Annotated in this window: 18 protein-coding genes; 4 read left to right on the forward strand and 14 right to left on the reverse strand. The window is 73.7% G+C overall.

Annotated features, from left to right (window positions below; translation table 11 throughout):
* Positions 1–289: 289 nt before the first annotated feature.
* The 6 genes from ABZW10_RS37920 to ABZW10_RS37945 all read right to left on the reverse strand — a co-directional run bounded on the left by ABZW10_RS37920 (position 290) and on the right by ABZW10_RS37945 (position 5,804).
* Positions 290–901 carry a DUF6099 family protein gene (locus tag ABZW10_RS37920; RefSeq protein WP_355376032.1) on the reverse strand — a complete coding sequence of 204 codons (612 nt, stop codon included), beginning with the start codon at positions 899–901 and terminating at the stop codon, positions 290–292.
* A 97-nt stretch (positions 902–998) separates the two neighbouring features.
* The gene (locus ABZW10_RS37925; RefSeq protein WP_355376035.1) at positions 999–1,388 is read right to left on the reverse strand and encodes a nucleotide pyrophosphohydrolase; all 390 of its coding nucleotides are present in this window, start codon (positions 1,386–1,388) and stop codon (positions 999–1,001) included.
* Positions 1,385–2,818, reverse strand: a complete 1,434-nt coding sequence (locus tag ABZW10_RS37930; protein ID WP_355376037.1) for an ATP-binding protein — start codon at positions 2,816–2,818, stop codon at positions 1,385–1,387. The genes ABZW10_RS37925 and ABZW10_RS37930 overlap by 4 nt, the downstream gene beginning before the upstream one ends.
* 172 nt (positions 2,819–2,990) lie before the next feature.
* The gene (locus ABZW10_RS37935) at positions 2,991–3,821 is read right to left on the reverse strand and encodes a putative RNA methyltransferase (RefSeq protein WP_355376039.1); all 831 of its coding nucleotides are present in this window, start codon (positions 3,819–3,821) and stop codon (positions 2,991–2,993) included.
* Positions 3,822–3,873: 52 nt separating this feature from the next.
* Entirely contained in the window at positions 3,874–4,833 is a 960-nt protein-coding gene (locus ABZW10_RS37940; protein WP_355376042.1) for an alpha-L-glutamate ligase, read from the reverse strand.
* A complete protein-coding gene (locus ABZW10_RS37945; RefSeq protein ID WP_355376044.1) occupies positions 4,830–5,804 on the reverse strand; it encodes a hypothetical protein in 975 nt (324 codons plus the stop codon). The genes ABZW10_RS37940 and ABZW10_RS37945 overlap by 4 nt, the downstream gene beginning before the upstream one ends.
* Positions 5,805–6,138: 334 nt before the next feature.
* On the opposite strand from ABZW10_RS37945, the gene ABZW10_RS37950 reads away from it, so the two are divergent.
* Positions 6,139–6,987, forward strand: a complete 849-nt coding sequence (locus tag ABZW10_RS37950; RefSeq protein ID WP_355376072.1) for a GNAT family N-acetyltransferase — start codon at positions 6,139–6,141, stop codon at positions 6,985–6,987.
* 32 nt (positions 6,988–7,019) lie between these two features.
* Here the strand turns inward: ABZW10_RS37950 and ABZW10_RS37955 are convergent, their stop codons facing one another.
* Both ABZW10_RS37955 and ABZW10_RS37960 read right to left on the reverse strand, forming a co-directional pair.
* Positions 7,020–7,442, reverse strand: a complete 423-nt coding sequence (locus ABZW10_RS37955; RefSeq protein WP_355376046.1) for a fic family toxin-antitoxin system, toxin component — start codon at positions 7,440–7,442, stop codon at positions 7,020–7,022.
* Positions 7,439–7,684, reverse strand: a complete 246-nt coding sequence (locus ABZW10_RS37960; protein ID WP_344332776.1) for a toxin-antitoxin system HicB family antitoxin — start codon at positions 7,682–7,684, stop codon at positions 7,439–7,441. Before ABZW10_RS37960 ends, ABZW10_RS37955 begins: the two co-directional genes overlap by 4 nt.
* Positions 7,685–7,862: 178 nt before the next feature.
* Here ABZW10_RS37960 and ABZW10_RS37965 point away from each other — a divergent pair, with 178 nt between their 5' ends.
* The gene (locus ABZW10_RS37965; protein WP_355376048.1) at positions 7,863–8,060 is read left to right on the forward strand and encodes a hypothetical protein; all 198 of its coding nucleotides are present in this window, start codon (positions 7,863–7,865) and stop codon (positions 8,058–8,060) included.
* A 136-nt stretch (positions 8,061–8,196) separates the two neighbouring features.
* Here the strand turns inward: ABZW10_RS37965 and ABZW10_RS37970 are convergent, their stop codons facing one another.
* Together ABZW10_RS37970 and ABZW10_RS37975 are read right to left on the reverse strand one after the other, a co-directional pair.
* Complete coding sequence (locus ABZW10_RS37970) at positions 8,197–9,495, reverse strand: class I SAM-dependent RNA methyltransferase (RefSeq protein ID WP_355376075.1); 1,299 nt, start codon at positions 9,493–9,495, stop codon at positions 8,197–8,199.
* A 449-nt stretch (positions 9,496–9,944) separates the two neighbouring features.
* Positions 9,945–12,017 carry an APC family permease gene (locus tag ABZW10_RS37975; RefSeq protein WP_355376051.1) on the reverse strand — a complete coding sequence of 691 codons (2,073 nt, stop codon included), beginning with the start codon at positions 12,015–12,017 and terminating at the stop codon, positions 9,945–9,947.
* Positions 12,018–12,259: 242 nt separating this feature from the next.
* On the opposite strand from ABZW10_RS37975, the gene ABZW10_RS37980 reads away from it, so the two are divergent.
* Both ABZW10_RS37980 and ABZW10_RS37985 read left to right on the forward strand, forming a co-directional pair.
* On the forward strand, positions 12,260–12,928 hold the full coding sequence (locus tag ABZW10_RS37980) for a TrkA family potassium uptake protein (protein ID WP_355376054.1): 669 nt from the start codon (positions 12,260–12,262) through the stop codon (positions 12,926–12,928).
* Positions 12,928–13,599: a TrkA family potassium uptake protein gene (locus ABZW10_RS37985; protein WP_355376057.1), complete on the forward strand. Its 672-nt coding sequence runs from the start codon at positions 12,928–12,930 to the stop codon at positions 13,597–13,599. The genes ABZW10_RS37980 and ABZW10_RS37985 overlap by 1 nt, the downstream gene beginning before the upstream one ends.
* 82 nt (positions 13,600–13,681) lie before the next feature.
* Here ABZW10_RS37985 and ABZW10_RS37990 read toward each other — a convergent pair whose 3' ends face one another.
* The 4 genes from ABZW10_RS37990 to ABZW10_RS38005 form a co-directional block, all read right to left on the reverse strand.
* Positions 13,682–14,440: a DUF3159 domain-containing protein gene (locus tag ABZW10_RS37990; RefSeq protein ID WP_355376060.1), complete on the reverse strand. Its 759-nt coding sequence runs from the start codon at positions 14,438–14,440 to the stop codon at positions 13,682–13,684.
* Positions 14,441–14,442: 2 nt separating this feature from the next.
* Positions 14,443–14,850, reverse strand: a complete 408-nt coding sequence (locus tag ABZW10_RS37995; RefSeq protein ID WP_355376063.1) for an OB-fold nucleic acid binding domain-containing protein — start codon at positions 14,848–14,850, stop codon at positions 14,443–14,445.
* A gap of 110 nt (positions 14,851–14,960) precedes the next feature.
* Positions 14,961–15,641: a response regulator gene (locus ABZW10_RS38000; protein WP_355376066.1), complete on the reverse strand. Its 681-nt coding sequence runs from the start codon at positions 15,639–15,641 to the stop codon at positions 14,961–14,963.
* A 73-nt stretch (positions 15,642–15,714) separates the two neighbouring features.
* Entirely contained in the window at positions 15,715–18,351 is a 2,637-nt protein-coding gene (locus tag ABZW10_RS38005) for a sensor histidine kinase KdpD (protein ID WP_355376069.1), read from the reverse strand.
* Between the last annotated feature and the right edge of the window lie 301 nt (positions 18,352–18,652).

Genomic DNA, 18,652 nt, shown 5'->3' on the forward strand with positions numbered 1-18,652 from the left:
CTCGACGGTCACCGTGGTCGGTCCGCCGTCCGGGCTCTCCACCAGGAACACGCCGTCCACCGCGCGGATCCGCTCGCCCCTCCCTCCGCCCTTCCCGCTCCCGCTCCCGCACACCCGCCCACCAACCCGCCCACTGCCGTTATTCCGTTGTTTCGCCCTCCCGTTGTCCCCCGCCGGGGCCAGGTGGGCCCCGGCGGAGGCAGGCCGGTGAGGGGGAGGCCCGGTGGGTGCAGTGGCGGGGGCCGCGTCCGGCCGACCGCTCACTGCGCCACGCACGCCGCCTTCGGGGCTACGCCACCGGTGCCGGGACCACCTCCTCCTGTCGGCCAGGCGGGTCGAGTTGGAGCAGCAGTAAACGTTCCGCGAGCTCGTCCTCCTCGGGTCGCTCGCCCGCGATCGTCCTGACGGCGTCGCGCAGTTGGGCGACCAGCCGGGTGCACTCCGCTCCCGCGTCCACACCGTCGATGCACGCCCAGTAGAGGCTCTCGGTGTCCGCCCCGCAGGCCAGCACCACCAGCGTCTCCCCGATGTCCCGCAGGAGTCCGCCGAGCTCGTCCAGCATCGGCCCCAGCTCGCCCAGCTCACTGAGCCTTCGGGCCCGGCTGCCGGGACCGAAGGCCGACGCCCCCGCCACGTCCCCCGTCGCATGGTCCAGGCAGCACGCCGCGTGCAGCGCCGTCTCGGCCAACAGCTGCCCGAGGCCCGAGAGTTCGCCGTACTCGGAGCCCCCGAGCCGGGTGCCCACCGCTTCGGCGAGCAGAGCCGCCTGCCGGGCCTCGGCCAGCACGTCCGGGATGTTCCTGGTCTCCGCCAGGGCGTGCCGGGCGGTCTTGATCAGTCGCAGCGCCTCCATGCCGGACGCTCCTTCCGTCACCCGCGCGGCGCTCTGCCGTGCGGTCACGGTGAGAGAGTGCGCCGGGACGGAAGGGTCTGCACGCGGACATCGGAAACCTGTGGACAACCCGGGGGCTGTGGACAACTCCCGTCCCCCACAAGGCCTAGGAGGCATCCTCCGGGTTGACGTCGGCCTCCTCGGCGAGGGCGCCGGGGGCCGGGAAGCGCAGTTCGTTGCGCTCGATCTTCTCCGCCAGGGCCGTCAGCGGATCGACCCCGACCACCGTGCAGAACTGGAGGAGGTAGGCGAGCACGTCGGCCACCTCGTCGCGCACCCGGTGGGCGCGATCCGGGTCGGCCATCACCGCGGACGCCTGCTCGGGCGTGAGCCACTGGAAGATCTCCAGCAGCTCGCCGGCCTCCACGGTCAGCGCCGCGGTGAGGTTCTTGGGCGTGTGGAAGGGCTCCCAGCGGCGCGCCGCGGCGAACTCCACCAGCCGCTGACGCAGCCCTTCCAGCGTGGGCCCGGGGGTATCGGTCTCTCGTTCGGTCACCCGTCCAGGTTTACCTCATCGCCCGCCGCCGGACCCACCGCCGGACCCGCCACCCCACGGGCCGCCGAACCCGGTGCCGTACGCGCCGACGGAAGCACGGGTGAGGCCGCCGCACCGCCCCGCACCGCCTGCCCCGGCACCCGCGCCGTCTCCGCCCGCAGCACCGTCAGCCCCGAGCCGGGATCGCGCCGGCACTCCACCACCGCCACCCCGGGCGGCAGTTCGCCCACCCCGCCGAGCGCGTCCCGCGCCGCGGCCGGCTCCTGGAGCGTGGCGAGCACCCGCAGCTGGTTGCGCCCGGCCATGTCCCGGGCGAGCCGCAGCAGCGACGCGCTCTGGTCGGTCCCGAGCCCCGCCCCGAGGTCGTCGGCGAGCACGGTCAGCTGCCGCTGCGCCCACGGCACCTCGACCGCCACGTCGAGGTCCAGCACCCCCGCGCCGGTGAGCAGCACCGCGGCGAACGCCAGGTGCCGCAGCATCCCGTCGGAGGCCTGGTCGGCTCCGGTGCGCCCGAGCAGTCCCTCGTCGAACACCGCCAGCACCCGCCGGTCCGCGCCGCTGCCGCGGTGGGCGAGGTCGAGGCCGAGCAGCGGGTGCGGTGCGGCGGACTGGACGACGCGCAGCAGCTGCCCGTAGCGGCGGGGGCACTCGTTGCCGAGCCGGGCGATCAGGGCGGAGATGTTGGCGGCGGTGCTGACCAGCCGGGCCTGCGGGTCGGGGCGGGCCCAGCCTCGCATGAGGGCCGGTACCGGGTGGACGGGGAACACCTCGCGCAGCGCGGTGAGCACCTGTTCGGCGGCGGCGAGGACCTTGCGTTCGCCGGGCGAGGAGCCGGCGACCCGCAGCGGGATCTGGGCGGTGATCAACGTCCCGCTGGGGAATGGGGCCCGGATGTCACCCTGCCGGGTGTCGTTGTGCCAGCTGACGTTGACGCGGCACTTGCGCAGGTCCTGTTCGCCGGTCTCGACGAGGGTCTGCCCGTCGAGGGTGAGCTGTTCGCGGGCGATGCGGACCGGCCCGTCGGTGCGGACGACGACTTCGAGGCCGATCGGCCCGTCCGGGGAGCGGACGGTGCAGCCGAGGATGAGGGCGTTGCGGCCGTGCGGCACACAGCCGTCGAGGCCGCCGCGCAGCCGGGTGGCGAGCGGGCCGGTGGTGCCGGGCCGCCCGTCGAGGGAGGCGCCGATCTCCTCGCCGAGGGCGAGCCGGGAGAGGACGGCGAGGCCGTCGAGCGCGTTGGACTTGCCGACGCCGGCGGGACCGTGCAGCACGGTGAGGGGCGCGAGTGGGAGGGTCGCGCGCCGGTAGGACTTGAAGGAGGTGAGCCGGATCTCCTCGACGATCGGGCGCCGGACGGTCGGCTCGCCCGGGTCCGGGCTGCGCTGCTGCGGGTGGGCCGGCACGGCGGGCCGGGTGGCGTCGCGGTTCACCCGTCGGACGTTAGCGGCCGGTCGGGAGGCAGAAACGTGCCTGCCCGGCAGATTCATCCCTTCGGGGTGCCCCCGGCGCGCGTGGCCGGGCTCGCGCCGTCCGCCGCCGCGCAGGGCCGACGGGCGGCGCGCGGAGCCGGTTCAGCGCCGCCCGGTACCGCGCACCACCGGATCAGCGCCGGTAGGCGGCGACGGTGACGGAGGCCGTCACCTCGACCGGGTCCGGCAGCGCGGCGAGCCGCTCCGCCAGCCGGGCCGGGTCGGTGTGCCAGGCGCTCGGCCCCATGCCGACCACGGTCCGCACCTCCTCGGCGGACAGCCGCAGCGTGAACTCCACCTCGCGCTGCCCGACCGGCGTCAGGTAGGGGCCGAGCTTCTCGTCGATGCGCCGCTGCTTCTCCTCGTCGACCGACAGCAGCCCCAGGGCGGCGACGAGTTCGCGCAGGTGGCGCGAGGTCGGAGCGACGAGCAGCAGGGTGCCGCCGGGCCGCAGCACGCGGCGCAGCTCGGGGCCGTTGCGCGGGGCGAACACATTGAGGACGAGCCCGGCGCCGGCGTCCAGCAGCGGCAGCGGGCGCCACGCGTCGCAGACCACGGCGCCGATCCGGGGGTGGGCCCTGGCGGCGCGGCGCAGCGCGTACTTGGAGATGTCGAGGGCGGCGCCGGGCCGGCCGGGGAGGGCGTCGAGGACGTGGGCGAGGTAGTGGCCGGTGCCGGCGCCGAGGTCGACGACGAGTCCTTCGGGGTCGGCGGCCACGGCTGCCTCGGCGAGGGCGTCGGCGATCGGCCGGTAGTGGCCGGCGGCGAGGAAGTCGCTGCGGGCGGCGACCATGTCGGCGGTGTCACCGGTGCCGGTGTGGGCGTCGCCGGCGAGCAGGCTGACGTAGCCCTGCTTGGCGACGTCGTGGCTGTGTCCGGCGGGGCAGCGCAGGGTGCGCCCGTCGAGGGTGAGCGGCTGCGCGCAGTGCGGGCAGGCCAGGTAGGGCTCGATGTCCTGCAGCAAGGGTCCGTCTTCTCTCGCGACCCGGTCGCGGGCTCCGGCCGGGGGTGCCAGCCTAACGAGCCGCGGCGGGCGGTCCCGCATCCGCCGGGGCGCCGGCCCGCGGGCCGGGGACGGACGGCCGCTCCCGGGTGCCCGCGGCGGCGGCCCGCAGGGCGAGCGCGGCCAGTGCCTCGGGCGCACCGGCCTGGCCCCGGATGCCCGGGAAGGCGTTGACGTCGACGACGACCGGTTCGTCCGGCCCGTCCAGCAGGTCGACGCCGTAGACGTCGAGGCCGAACACCTCGCCGACCCGCAGGGCGAGCCCGGCGCGCTCGGCGGGCAGCTCGTCCGGCCCGAAGCCGTCCACCGGCCCGGATCCGCCTCCCGGCCCGGATCCGCCTCCCGGCCCCGACCCGCCCGCCGGTCCCGGTCCGCCCACGCCGTGCGGCAGCCCGGTGTGGTCGGGGTCGGCGAGTTCGGAGCGCCGGCGGGTGCAGAACAGCTGCCCGGCGACGACCCAGAGCTTCTGGTCCCAGCCGGTGCTCGGCAGGTAGGGCTGGGCGACGACGGGCTCGTCGGCCCACTCCTCGGCGAGCGCGCGCAGCCGGGCGAGGTCGTCGACCCTGGCGACGAGGTCGTGGCGGCGGCTGTGCCGGCTCTTGAGGACCAGCGGGAACGCGAGTTCGCCCGCCTCGGCCGCCGCGAGCAGCACGGCCGGGCGGTCGGCGGTGCGGGTGGGTGCGAAGGGCACTCCGGCCCGCCGGGCGAGTTCGGCCATGGCGGTGCGGTCCTGGCAGAACTCGGTGGCGGCGGCCGAGTTGACGACGGGCGCGCCGCGCTCCTCCAGCGACCGGGCGAGCGCGAGGGCCGCCGGGGTGCGGGCCTTGAGCAGGTAGGCGTCGGCGAGCGGTCCTTCGCCCGCACGACCCGCCGGGTCGAGCGCCTCGACCCGGTGGCCGGCCGCGGTCAGCAGCGCACCGGCCGCGGCGAGCAGCGGGTGGTCCGGGGCGGAGGCGATCAGGCCGATCCTCACAGCGGGCCGCCGACGCCCACGCCGCCCATGCCGGCCACCCCGACGGCGGCCCCGCCGCCCTGCGCGGGCATCCGCACGGCCCGCGCGCCGAGCCCGACCGCGCCCACGGGGGCGTCCAACCCGGAGGCGTCCAGCGCCACCGCGGGCGCCGTGACCGCCGTGCCGGTGCGGGCCAGCCGCAGGACCGCCCGCGCGACCCGCGCGACCGCGTCCGGCACCTGCCGGAAGCTCGGGAAGTCGTTGATGTCGACGACCACCGGCCCGTCCGGCCCGAGCAGCACGTCGACGCCGTACAGGTCGAGCCCGAACACCTCGCCGACCTGCGCGGCGATCCGCGCCACCTCGGCCGGCAGCGGCACCTGCCGCTCCCGCACCCCCTGGTCGGGGTTGAGGGGCGAGCACCGCTCGGTGGCGTACAGCTCGCCGTCGACGCAGTACACCTTGAGGTCGGTACCGGAGTTGGGCACGTAGGGCTGGGCGATGAGCAGGCCCTCGCCCGCCAGCACGGGGCCGATTCCGGCGAGGTGCCCGGGGTCGCGGACGAGCCGCACGGCCCGCCCGGAGCTGCCGTCGGCGGGCTTGACGACCAGCGGGTACTCGGCCGCGGGGATCTCGGCGAGCCGTTCCCAGCGGGCGGCCGCGTAGGTGACGGGGACGGGCAGTCCGCGGGTGCGGGCGATGACGGAGGCGAGTGCCTTGTCGCGGACGCCGCGGATCGAGCGGACGTCGTTGACGGTGGTGAGACCGACCGCGGCGGCGGCCTCCAGCAGGGTGAGGCCGGGCCCGCCGGAGACGGTCTTGAGCACCCAGGCGTCGTGGCTCCCGGCGCGGACCGCCTCGGAGATCGCCATCAGCGAGTCGCCGGGGCGCAGCACGTCCACCCGGTGCCCCCACGCGGTGAGTTGCCGTACGACGTCGAGCGGCATGCCGTCGTGCCGGTAGTGCTCCTCCACCAGAAAGCAGAGCCTCATGAGCCAGTCATCCCCCTCGCTTCGCCCAGCGCGGACGTCCGCCGTCCCCGTCCGGCAGAGCTGTAAAAGCCCCAGGATGTCATGGGGTCCGCACACAAGATCGCCCGGCCTGTAAGCGTTGGGCAACAATCGCGGCGAAATGCCCGGGCCCGGCGGCCTTCCGGGGCTCCGGGCGCCCTCGCGGGGTCCGCGGTCCGCGCCGGGGCCGGGGCCGGGGCCCGCAAATCCCTGGCATGAACGGGGCAGGCCTGCTTGGATGCACGGCGTGACCTTCAACGATCTTGAAACCGCCGCCTCCGCCTCCGCTGCCTCCGCCGCCCGGCCCGACCGGGTCCTGCTCGACGAGATCGAGCGCTACTACGACGCGGTTCCACGCGCCGCCGCACGCGTGGAGGACTTCGGGCCGCTCAGCCTCTTCGTCCGCGAGGGCGCCGGCTGGCCGTACTACGCCCGGCCGACGCTGGGCCACCAGGGTCCGGCGGCCACCGCCGAGGACGTCCGCCGGGTACTGGCCCGCCAGCGCGAGCTGGGCCTGCCCGAGGCGTTCGAGTGGGTGGCCGAGCACGACCCGCTGCTGCGCGCGGCGGTGGAGGAGGCGGGGCTGGCAGTGCACGAGCACCCGCTCCTGGTGCTGGGCCCGCAGGACGCCCCGGGCGTGCCGGGCCCCGCGGCGGACGGCGTGGCGGTGCGGGTGCTGACCGCCGACGACCCGGCGCTCGCGCACGCGGTGGCCGTCCCGCACCTGGCGTTCGACGAGCCGGGCACCGGCGTGGGCGACACCGGAACGGCGGAACTCGCCGCGAAGGCCCAGGTGTTGGGGTCCGACGGCACCGCCGCGCGGACCGCCGAGCGGATCGCCTCCGGGCACACCGTGCTGGCGGCGGCCTTCGAGGGCGGCACTCCGCTCTGCGCGGGTCAGCACAACCCGGTCGGCGCGGTCACCGAGGTGGCCGGCGTGGGCACGCTGCCCTCGGCGCGCCGGCGCGGGCTGGGGCTGGCGGTCACCGCGGCGCTGGTCGAGCACGCCCGGGCCACCGGGGTGCGGACGGTGTTCCTGTCCGCGGCCGACGAGGACGTGGCCCGGATCTACCGCCGCGCGGGCTTCCGCCCGTTCGCGACCGCGCTGATCGCCGAGCCGGCCGAACCGGCCGAGCGGACCGAGCCGACGGCCGGGACCAGCTGAGCCCGCCCTCCCGGGCCTGATCCCGCTTCCCCTCACTCCGAGTCGTCGTCGTCCTCGCCGCTGACCTCCTCGTCCTCGGCCTCGTCCACCACCCAGGCGGCCAGCCGGTCCGCCACCCCGGAGACGGTCAGCCGCCCCTCGCGGATGGCCCGGGCGAGGCTGCGCACCTCCCGGGCCGTGGTCGCCACCGAGCAGCCGCTGGCCACCAGGTAGGCGTAGGCGACGGCGGTGGCGAACAGCTCGTTGGTCTTCTCCAGCGCCGGCACCCGGATCAGCTGGTGCATGAGGGCGGCGGCGCGGTCCTGCGGTTCGGGGTAGACGGCGATGTCGAAGATCTCGGCCTGGTGCCGCGCGACGGCGGCGAGCAGCGATCCGTAGTCGGTGACCTGCGGGTCACCGGGCGTGTACTGCTCGGCGGTCATGAGCAGCCACGAGAGGTCGACCTCCAGTTTCAACGGCGCACGTCCTGCAGGTCGGCGCCGCCCCGCTGCTCGCCGAACTCGGCGAGGAACGCCGTCTCGTACTCCTTCATGAACTGCGCCGCCGCGTCGACGAACACCCGCCCGGCCTCGCCCATGTCCTGCTGGACCAGGCGCTCGATGTACTGGTTCATGCTGATCCCCTGCTGCTCCGCCCGTTCCCGGGCCATCTCCGCGGTGGTGGCGTCCACCCGGACGTTCAGCTGCTTCTTACCCATGAAATTCAAGCTAGCGCTGAAGTGCTAGCACAACAAGGGCGCGCGCGGCTCCTCGCACGCCCGCTCGACGCGCTCGGCACCGGCGGAGAGGGAGACTTGAAGAGTTCTTCACCTTCGTAGATTCTGAAGTGCCCCGAGCATTCCCTGGAGCGGCACCGACCGGTGTGGAGGCCGGCACATGACAGCCATGTTCGACCAGGAGCTGCGCGAGCAGCTCACCCAGGCCCGCAAGGAACTCGCGACCGCCCGGGCCGAAGGGGACGCCGACGGCGTCCAGGCGTACCAGGGCCGGATCGCCTCACTGATCCGGCTCGCCGCCCAGCACGGCATCGCCCTGCCGCACGACGCCCAGGAAGAGGAACACCACCTGCCCTGAGCCGCCCACGGCACCGACGAAGGCAGAAGAGGACGGAAGAGAGACAGAAGAGGACAGAAGGAGAGAGCAGAGGACGACGACGGAGGCGGTACCCGGAAAACCCGGGTACCGCCTCCGTCGTCGTCGCGTCCGAGGGTCACTCGCCCCCGACGGGCTCCAGGATCGCCACGCACTCGAAGTGGTGCGTCATCGGGAACAGGTCGAAGGCCCGCAGCGAGACCGGGCGGTAGCCGCCCGCGCGGAAGAACGCCAGGTCCCGGGCGAGGGCCGCCGGGTCGCAGGCCACGTACGCGATCCGGCGGGCGCCGAGCCCGGCCAGGTGGGCGACGGTCTCCCGCCCGGCGCCCGCGCGCGGCGGGTCGAGCACGATGAGGTCGGTCGCGGTGATCCCGGTGCGCGGCAGCAGGGACTCCACCCGGTCGCACTCGATCCGGACGTTCTCCAGCGCGGCCAGGTTGTGCCGGGCGTCGGCCACCGCCTGCTTGCCGGACTCGATGCCGAGCACCGCGCCGTCCTCGCCGACCCGGTCGGCCAGGGCGCCCGCGAACAGGCCCACCCCGCAGTACAGGTCGAGCGCGTTCTCGCCCCACTGCGGGTCCAGGCCGTCGAGCACGGCGTCGACCAGGGTGTCCGGCGCCTCCGGGTGGATCTGCCAGAAGCCGCCGTTGCTGACCCGCCAGGTCCGCCCGGCGGCGCGCTCGCGCACGAAGCCGCGGCCGTGCACCTTGTGGGGGTCGCCCTGCTCGTCGATGCGGGCGATGGAGACCGGACGGTCCAGCTCGACCAGCGGCAGCTGCGCGCCCGGCGCCGGGGTGAGCACCACCTGACGGTCCGAGGAGCCGGAGGCGGCGATCGCCTCGACCGAGACGACGCCCGGCCAGTCGCGGGCCTCCACGCCCAGCTCGGTGACACCCTCGGCGGCGATCAGGCAGCGGTCGACCGGCTGGATCTCGTGCGAGCGGTGCTTGCGCAGCCCCACCTTGCCGCTCCGCGGGTCGACGGCATACTGCACACGGGTGCGCCAGGCCGGCACCTGGCCGGCCGGCAGCTTGCCGCCGACCGGCTCGACGCTGCCGTCCCAGCCGGCCTCGGCCGGGGTCAGGCCGGCCAGCTTGGCCAGCTGCTCGGTCAGCACCTGCACCTTGAGCTTGCGCTGGCCACCGGGCGTGACGTGCTGCCAGTCGCAGCCGCCGCACTTGCCGGGCCCGGAGAACGGGCACGGCGGGGCGATCCGGTCCTTGGCGGGCTCCAGGACCTCCACCGCGTCGGCCCGCAGGAAGCGCGAGGTGGTGGTGCCCTCGGTGACCTGCGCGATCACCTTCTCGCCGGGCAGCGCGTGCCGGACGAACAGCACCCGGCCCTCGTGCCGGGCCACGCAGTGACCGCCGCCGTGCGCGACGGAGCCGACCTCGACCTCGTAGCGCTCGCCGACCAGCGGGTCGCCGGTGGGAGCCTTCGGCGCCCTGGGGGCCTTGGGGGCCTGGGACGCCTTGGGCGCGCCGGCGGTGCGCAGCGCCCGCGGGGGACGCACGGCCTGCTTGCGCGGGCGCTGCGCACCGCCCTTCGACTGCCCTTCCCCGCCCTCGCGCGCCTCACCGCGCGCCTCACGCTCCGGGCGCGAAGCCCGTTCCGGGCGCGCGGCACGCTCGCCGCGCTCACTGCGCTCACTGCGCTCCTGGCGCGAAGGCTCCTCCGCACGCTGCGGTGCGGGCTCCTCCGGCGCGAGCGGCGCCGTCCGCGCGGTGAACCCGTCGCGGTCGGTCGCCTCCGGCCGGGACGGCTTGCCCCAGCGCGGCCGGGCGACCTGCCCGGGCCGGCCGGAGGCGCCGCCCTTGCGGGCGCCCTTGCCGGAGGAACCATGGGAACGAGAGGGGGTGTTGCGGGTCACTGGGAGGAGTCCTTCGTGCTGCGGTCGGCCGGGCCGGCGGGCTTCGCCGAGACTTCCGACTTTACGGCCTTGGGCGCCCGGGGCTCACCACGCCGGACGGAACCCGGCGCCGACCAGGCCTTCTGCGGCTTGCGCCGCTCCGAGGACTCCAGCTGCCACGGCACCGAGGTCACCATCACCCCCGGTTTGAACAGCAGCCGGCCCTTGAGCCGCAGCGCGCTCTGGTTGTGCAGCAGGTGCTCGTACCAGTGGCCGACGACGTACTCGGGGATGTAGACCGACACCACCTCGCGCGGGCTGCTGCGGCGCAGGTTCTTCACGTAGTCCAGCACCGGCCCGGTGATCTCCCGGTACGGCGAGTCCAGCACCTTGAGCGGCACCTCGATCCCGCGCTCGTCCCACTCCTGGCGCAGCGCCGCGGTGTCCGCCGGGTCGACGTTCACGGTCACCGCCTCCAGGGTGTGCGCCCGCGCGAGCCGCGCGTACGCCAGTGCCCGCAGCGCCGGCTTGTGCAGCTTGGAGACCAGCACGATCGCGTGCACCCGGGTGGGCAGCACCACGTCGTCCGGCGCCTCGGCGGCGACCAGCTCCTCGGAGACCCGGTCGTAGTGGCGGCGGATCGCCTTCATCATCACGAACAGCACCACCATCGCCGCGATGGCGATCCAGGCGTGGCTGATCTTGGTGGCGAGCACGACGATCAGCACCGCCATGGTCATCACCAGGCCGAAGGTGTTGATCGCCCGGCTGCGCTGCATGTGGCGGCGCTTGGCCGGGTCGGTCTCGGTGCGCAGGTTCCTGGTCCAGTGCCGGATCATGCCGGACTGGCTCATGTTGAACGACACGAAGACGCCGACGATGTACAGCTGGATCAGCCGGGTCGGGTCCGCGTTGAAGGCGATGATGAACAGGATCGCGGCCAGCGCCAGCAGGATGATGCCGTTGGAGAAGGCCAGCCGGTCGCCGCGGGTGTGCAGCTGGCGCGGCAGGTAGCGGTCCTGGGCCAGGATCGAGCCCAGCACCGGGAAGCCGTTGAACGCGGTGTTGGCGGCCAGCACCAGGATCAGCCCGGTGACGGCGGCGACGAAGTAGAAGCCCGGCGTGAAGTTCGAGAACACCGCCTCGCTGATCTGGGCCAGCGCGGTCTTCTGGTGGTAGTCGCCGGGCACCCCGACCAGCTGCTGCGCGGGGTCCTCGGCCATCTGCACACCGGTCAGCCGGGCCAGCCAGATGATGCCCATGAACATCACGACGGCGATGCTCGCCATCATCAGCAGCGTGGTCGCCGCGTTCCTGCTCTTCGGCTTGCGGAACGCCGGCACGCCGTTGGAGATCGCCTCCACGCCGGTCAGCGCCGCACAGCCCGAGGAGAACGCCTTGAGCAGCAGGAACACCATGGCGAAGCCAGCCAGGGACTCGTTCCCCGGGGTCGCCGCCAGGTGGAAGCCGGAACTCTCGGAGGGCATGTCCTGCCCCATTCCGAAGTGCCGGATCACGCCGTACACCACCATGCCGAGCACGCCGACCATGAAGGCGTACGTCGGGACGGCGAAGGCCGTACCGGACTCCCGCACGCCGCGCAGATTCATCCCCATCAGCAGGATGACCACGACGACCGACAGGGTCAGCTCGTGCCCGCGCAGCGCCGGCACCGCCGACACCACGTTGGCCACGCCCGAGGTGGTCGAGACCGCCACGGTGAGGATGTAGTCGACCATCAGCGCGCTCGCGACCACCAGGCCGGAGTTCGGGCCGTGGTTCACGGTGGCGACCTCGTAGTCGCCGCCGCCGCTCGGGTAGGCGTGCACGTTCTGCCGGTACGAGGCCACCACCGCGAGCATCACGATGGCGACCACGACGCCGATCTGCCACGAGAAGTGGATCGCAGAGGCACCCGCCAGGGAAAGGGTCAGCAGGATCTCCTCGGGCGCGTACGCGACCGAGGAGAGCGCGTCCGAGGCGAAGACGGGCAGCGCGATGCGCTTGGGGAGCAGCGTCTCCCCCAGCTTGTCGCTGCGCAACGCACGCCCGATGAGGATGCGTTTCGGTAGGTCAGTCGGCATAGGCACGGTAAGGAATCGTAGGGGCAGTACGAAGCGACGTCCCACGGACGCCCCCCGTTGAGGCCCCCCTTCGTCGCGACTGTGTTCGGCCGACCGGCTAGCGTGTCGGATACGAGCAGGCGGGCAACACTGTGGTTGTCGTGCCGAGCCCCACGAGGACGCCCACCCCGGACACCGGGGCGGGGAAACGGAGATCGAACGGTGTTTGCGCAGGTCATGGCCCCAACAGGACGGGTGAGGTAGCGCCGGTGCACATCGTCATCATGGGCTGCGGCCGGGTGGGCTCCGCCCTCGCCCGAGCACTGGAGAAACAGGGCCACTCGGTGGCCGTCGTCGACCAGGACCCGACGGCCTTCCGCCGGCTGGGCGCCGGGTTCAACGGCCGCCGGGTGACCGGCGTCGGCTTCGACCAGGACACCCTCAGGGAGGCGGGCATCGAGGAGGCGGGCGCCTTCGCCGCCGTCTCCAGTGGTGACAACTCCAACATCATCGCCGCCCGGGTGGCCCGGGAGAACTTCGGCGTGGAGAACGTCGCCGCCCGGATCTACGACCCCCGGCGCGCCGAGGTCTACCAGCGCCTGGGCATCCCCACCGTCGCCACCGTGCGCTGGACGGCCGACCAGATGCTGCGCCGCCTGCTGCCGAGCGGCGCCGAGCCGCTGTGGCAGGACCCGAGCGGCGCCGTCCAGCTCGCCGAGGTCGCCTACGACCCCGACTGGGTCGGCCACCGGCTGAGCGAGCTGGAGGAGGCGTCCGGCGCCCGGGTGTCGTTCGTCACCCGGCTCGGCGAGGGCGTGCTGCCCTCGCCCCAGATGGTGGTGCAGGAGGGCGACCTGGTGCACGTCACGCTGCGCCGGGCCGACCTGACGGCGGTCGAGGCCGCGTTCGCGCAGGGCCCGCGGAAGGAAGGTCACTGATGCGAGTCGCCATTGCCGGAGCCGGCGCCGTCGGCCGCTCGATCGCGGGCGAGCTGCTGGAGAACGGCCACGAGGTCCTGCTGATCGACAAGAACCCCAACTCCATCTCCGTGGAGCGGGTGCCCATGGCGGAGTGGCTGCTCGCCGACGCCTGCGAGATCACCTCCCTGGACGAGGCGGCCCTGCAGCGCTGCCACGTGGTGATCGCCGCGACCGGTGACGACAAGGTCAACCTGGTCGTCTCGCTGCTCGCGAAGACCGAGTACGGCGTGCCGCGGGTGGTCGCCCGGGTGAACAACCCGAAGAACGAGTGGCTCTTCAACGAGTCCTGGGGCGTGGACGTGGCCGTCTCCACCCCGCGCCTGATGTCCGCCCTGGTCGAGGAGGCGGTCAGCGTCGGCGACCTGGTCCGGCTGATGCGCTTCAGCCAGGGCAACGCCAACCTCGTCGAGCTGACCCTCGCCGAGGACACCGAGCTGGTCGGCACCCGGGTCGGCGACGTGCCGTGGCCGCCGGACACCGCGCTGGTGACCATCCTGCGCGAGGGCCGCGTCCTGGTGCCCGGCAAGGACGACACCCTGGAGGGCGGCGACGAGCTGCTCTTCGTGGCCGCCCAGGAGCGCGAGGAGGAGCTGGAGGACCTGCTCTCCAGCTCGGCCGGCGCCCAGTAGCCGAGAAAGCGTCGAGGGCCCGCACTCGCTCGGAGTGCGGGCCCTCGGCTGTTCGCCGGTCCTGCTGCCGGCCGGCGGTCGGCTACCGGCCGGCGGCCGACCCGTCGGCGGCGTGCTCGTCCGGCGCCGGCTCGTCGTCCAGCTGCGCCTTGATCGGCGGCGGCGCCTTCAGCAGGATCTGCCAGGTCACGTACATCGCCAGCAGCAGCGGCGGGATGCCCAGGGCGACCTTGAGCCAGCCCAGCAGGTTGACGTTGTGGGTGAAGTACAGCGGGAAGAGGATCATCGGCTTGATGCCCATGATCAGCACCCACGCCCAGGTGGCCTTGGTGTACGCGGCCAGCCGGCCCGGGTTCTGCTTGCGCCAGGTGAACATCTCGCCGGTCACCGGGCCGAGCATGATGCCGATCAGCGGCCAGCGGACCAGCGCCGAGACGGCCAGGCCCACGCAGTAGCCGACGTTCCAGAGCAGGCCCGGCAGGTAGAAGTTCTCCGCCTTGCCGGTCTTCATCGAGATCCAGGCGCCGATGGCGACGCCGAACACCCCGCTGAAGGCGTGCTGGACGGTCTCCCGCTTCAGCAGCCGCGCCACCACGAACAGCGCGCTCAGGCCCAGCGCGGCCCAGGCCGCCGCCGGCACCTTATGGGTGATGTTGTAGGTGACGATGAAGACCAGGCCGGGCAGGGTCATGTCGACCATGCCGCGGACCCCGCCGAACGCCTTCATCACGGTGTCGGCGGCCTCCCGGGAGGCCTGCGCCTGCCGGGCCGCCTCCTCGTCACCGGCGATCTCCACCAGGCCGAGCTGGGCGGCGGGCTCGCCGCCGGGCTGGTTGCTCACGCTCATTCGCTCCCGTGTCCGACCGGACGCAGCTCGTAGCGGGGGTTGAACAGCACCCGGCGGCCACGGGCGTGGCCGATCCGGCCGCTGGCCACCAGACGGCGCCCGGGCTCGATGCCCGCGATGGAGCGGCGCCCGAGCCAGACCACGTCCAGTGCCTCGGTGCCGTCGAAGAGTTCCGCCTCCAGGGCCGGTACGCCAGCCCGCGGGCGGAGCGTCACGGTGCGCAGGGTGCCGGCCACGGTGACCAGTTGCCGGTCCCCGCAGCTGGCGATCGGCGTGCAGCCCGACTCCGCGGCGCTCTCCTGGCGCAGCTCCTCGGCCTCCAACTCCTCGGTGGAGGAGGTCAGCCGGCTGAGCATGCGGCGGAAGCGCCCCTGCGGCGGCTCGCTGCTGTTGTCACCACTCATGCCGGAAGGGTACCGGTTCCGGGGGCCCCGGCGGCAGGCCGCAAGCCGGCCGGGGACTCCGCGCGAGCGCGCCGCGAGGGCTGCCGGCACGCCGGACCGGTACCGTCCGCTCACCCCTCGAAGCGGTAGCCCATGCCGGGCTCGGTGATGAAGTGCCGCGGGTGCGAGGGGTCGCGTTCGAGCTTGCGCCGCAGCTGGGCGAGGTAGACCCGCAGATAGTTCGTCTCGGTCCGGTAAGCCGGGCCCCAGACCTCCTGGAGCAACTGGGTCTGGCTGACCAGCCGGCCCGCGTTGCGCACCAGGACCTCCAGCAAATGCCACTCGGTCGGGGTAAGCCGGATGTCGGCGCCGTCCCGGTTCACCTTCTTCGCCGCCAGGTCCACGGTGAAGCTGTCGGTGACCACCACCGAACCGTCCTCCCCCGCGACCGGCTCGGCCCGGCGGACGGCGGCGCGCATCCGGGCCAGCAGCTCGTCCATGCCGAAGGGCTTGGTGACGTAGTCGTCGGCCCCGGCGTCCAGCGCCTCGACCTTCTCGTCGGAGGCGTGCCGGGCGGAGAGCACGATGATCGGCACCCTGGTCCACCCGCGCAGGCCCTTGATCACCTCGACCCCGTCCATGTCGGGCAGACCGAGGTCGAGGACGACGACGTCGGGGTGGCGGGCGGCGGCGAGCTCCAGGGCGCTCGCGCCGTCATGCGCCGCGTCGACCTCGTACTTGCGGGCCTTGAGGTTGATCACCAGCGCGCGGACGATCTGCGGTTCGTCGTCCACGACGAGGACCCGGGTCATACGGGCTCCGCCTTTCGGGGCTGTCGGTCGGATCGGAAGTGGTCGTTCAACGGTCGTCGGGGGGTGTCACCGATCAGGTGGGTGGCGGGGCGAGCTCCGGTACGTCGGGCCCGGGCGCGTCCGGTCCCGGTCGCTCGGGCTCGGGTCCGCCCGGCTCCGGAACGCCCGGCTCCGGGACGCGTCCGGCCGTGGGCAGGGTGACCACCATGGTCAGTCCGCCGCCCGGGGTGTCCTCGGCGGACACCGTGCCGTCCATCGCCTCGACGAAGCCGCGCGCCACCGCGAGCCCGAGCCCCACCCCGGCACCGCGCGGCGCGTCCCCGTAGCGCTGGAACGGCGCGAAGATCCGCTCCTTGGCGTCCTCCGGCACCCCCGGCCCCCGGTCCACGATCCGCAGCTCCACCCGGCCCGGCCCGCCCGCCGGCTCCAGCGCATCGGCCTTGACCAGCACCTTCACCCCGTCCGGGCTGTACTTGACGGCGTTCTCGATCAGATTGGCCAGCGACCGCTCCAGCAGTCCGCCGTCGGCCAGGATCATCGGCAGGGTCTCCGGCACGTCCAGCCGGACCGTCTCCGGCGACACCCCGCCCAGCGCGAACGGCACCACCTCGTCCAGGTCGGTCTCCTGGATCAGCGGCGTGACCGTTCCGGTCTGCAAACGGCTCATGTCGAGCAGGTTGTTGATCAGATGGTCGAGCCGGTCGGCACCCGCCTCGATCCCCGCCAGCAGCTCCGCCTCGTCCTCCTCGTCCCACTCCACGTCCGCCGCACGGAGCGAGCTCACCGAGGCCTTGATCCCGGCGAGCGGCGTGCGCAGATCGTGCGAGACGGCCGCCAGCAGAGCGGTGCGGATCCGGTTCCCCTCGGCCTCCCGCCGGGCGGCCGCCGCCTCCCCCGCCAGTCGCCGGCGCTCCAGCACCACGGCGGCCTGCGCGGCGAACGCCCCGAGCAGCCGGCGGTCCTCGGCCGGCAGCACCCGGCCGCGCAGCACCAGCGCCAGCGTCTCCCCGATCGGCACGTCCACATCGGCCGTCTCCGGCCGCTCCGGCGGACGCGGGCCCGCCGTCGCCACCGCCTGCCACACGCCGACCCGGTCGGGCCGCTCCAGCAGCGCCACCGACTCCTGCTGGAAGGTCTCCCGGACCTGCTCCAGCAAGGCCGTCAGCACCCCCTCACCGTTCGGCGCCCCGCGCAGCACCGTGCCGGCCAGCGCGCTCAGCGACTGCGCCTCGGCCTGGCTGCGGGCCGCCTGGTGGGTGCGCCGGGCCGCCAGGTCGACGACCGACGCCACGGCCATGCCGACGGCGGTGAATATCGCCACCGCCATGATGTTCTGCGGCTCGGAGATCGTGAACGTGTGGATCGGCGGCGCGAAGTAGTAGTTGAGCGCCGAGGACCCGACCAGCGCCGAGGCGATCGCCGGGAAGAGCCCGCCCACCAGGGCCGCGCACACCGTCAGCGACAGGAACAGCAGCATGTCCGTGGTCAGACCCAGACCGTGCACATTGATGAGCACCAGCGCCAGCAGCGGCGGCCCGGCCACCCCGATCAGCCAGCCCGCGATCGTCCGGGTCCGGCCCAGATCGGTCACCTTGCGGGTCGGAACCCGCCCACGTCCCTTCGCGGCGTGCTCGTGCGTGACGATGTGCACGTCGATGTCGCCCGACTCCCGGGTCACCGTGCCGCTCACGCCCGGGCGGTAGACGTACTGCCAGGCCGGCCGCCGACTGGTCCCGAGCACGATCTGCGTCGCGTTCACACCCCGTGCGAAGTCCAGCAGCCCCGCGGCCGGGTCGTCGCCCAGCACCGCGTGGTACGACCCACCCAGGCTCTCCACCAGCGCCCGTTGCTCGATCAGCGTCTGCGACGACCCCGAGCCCGGGCCGGCCAGCCCGTCCGACCGGGAGATGTGCACCGCCAGCAGCTCACCGCCCGAGCCGCGGGCGGCTATCCGGGCCGCCCGGCGGATCAGCGTCGCGCCCTCCGGCCCGCCCGTCAGACCGACCACGATCCGCTCGCGCGCCTGCCAGGTCCCCTTGATGCCCTGCTCGGCCCGGTACTTCTGCAGGTACTCGTCGACCCGGTCGGCCGTCCACAGCAGCGCCAGCTCGCGCAGCGCCGTCAGGTTCCCCGGCCGGAAGTAGTTGGCGAGCGCCGCGTCGATCTTCTCCGGCGCGTACACGTTGCCGTGCGCCAGCCGGCGCCGCAGCGCCTGCGGCGACATGTCGACGAGTTCGATCTGGTCGGCCCGGCGGACCACTTCGTCCGGCACCGTCTCCCGCTGCCGTATCCCCGTGATGCCCTCGACCACGTCGCCGAGCGACTCCAGGTGCTGGATGTTCACCGTCGAGATGACGTCGATCCCGGCCGCGAGCAGCTCCTCGACGTCCTGCCACCGCTTCTCGTTGCGGCACCCCGGCACGTTGGTGTGCGCCAGCTCGTCCACCAGCGCCACCTGCGGCCGGCGCGTCAGGACCGCGTCCAGGTTCATCTCCGTGAACACGGCCCCGCGGTGCGTCAGCTCCTGTCGCGGCACCACTTCGAGACCCGTGACCTGCTCGGCCGTGTGCCGACGCCCGTGATCCTCGACGAACGCCACCACGACGTCCGTTCCCCGCTCGGACCGCCGGTGTGCCTCCGCGAGCATGGCGTACGTCTTACCGACCCCGGGTGCCGCCCCGAGGTAGACCCGCAGCCTGCCGCGTCCCATGTGCACCATTCTTGATCCGGCCGTGCCTGGCGGCCATCCCGGACACCAGTTCCCTTCGCCTTCGAGACTACGGCGCAGGCGCCGGTTTGCCAGCGATCTGGCCGCTGAGCTGGGAGTTTTAGCGCCATATTGATGGGCCGCCGGGGCCCGCGGCGGCGTCGGCCGGCACCGTACCCACCCGCTTGCTCCGCCTGGCCGCATTTCGGCCCGGAAATGCGAAAAGCCCCTGCCGGTATCCCCGGCAGGGGCTTCTCAGAAGAATTGTTCGGCGGCGTCCTACTCTCCCACAGGGTCCCCCCTG

Origin of the sequence: Kitasatospora sp. NPDC004723 (genome assembly GCF_040609255.1) — a bacterium.
Lineage (GTDB): Bacteria > Actinomycetota > Actinomycetes > Streptomycetales > Streptomycetaceae > Kitasatospora.

Coding starts and splice junctions, on each gene's coding strand:
- ABZW10_RS38005 (WP_355376069.1), bottom strand. CDS start 18,351: ATGGGACGCGGCAGGCTGCGGGTCTACCTCGGGGCGGCACCCGGGGTC.
- ABZW10_RS38000 (WP_355376066.1), bottom strand. CDS start 15,641: ATGACCCGGGTCCTCGTCGTGGACGACGAACCGCAGATCGTCCGCGCG.
- ABZW10_RS37965 (WP_355376048.1), top strand. CDS start 7,863: ATGACAGCCATGTTCGACCAGGAGCTGCGCGAGCAGCTCACCCAGGCC.
- ABZW10_RS37960 (WP_344332776.1), bottom strand. CDS start 7,684: ATGGGTAAGAAGCAGCTGAACGTCCGGGTGGACGCCACCACCGCGGAG.
- ABZW10_RS37945 (WP_355376044.1), bottom strand. CDS start 5,804: ATGAGGCTCTGCTTTCTGGTGGAGGAGCACTACCGGCACGACGGCATG.
- ABZW10_RS37985 (WP_355376057.1), top strand. CDS start 12,928: ATGCGAGTCGCCATTGCCGGAGCCGGCGCCGTCGGCCGCTCGATCGCG.
- ABZW10_RS37995 (WP_355376063.1), bottom strand. CDS start 14,850: ATGAGTGGTGACAACAGCAGCGAGCCGCCGCAGGGGCGCTTCCGCCGC.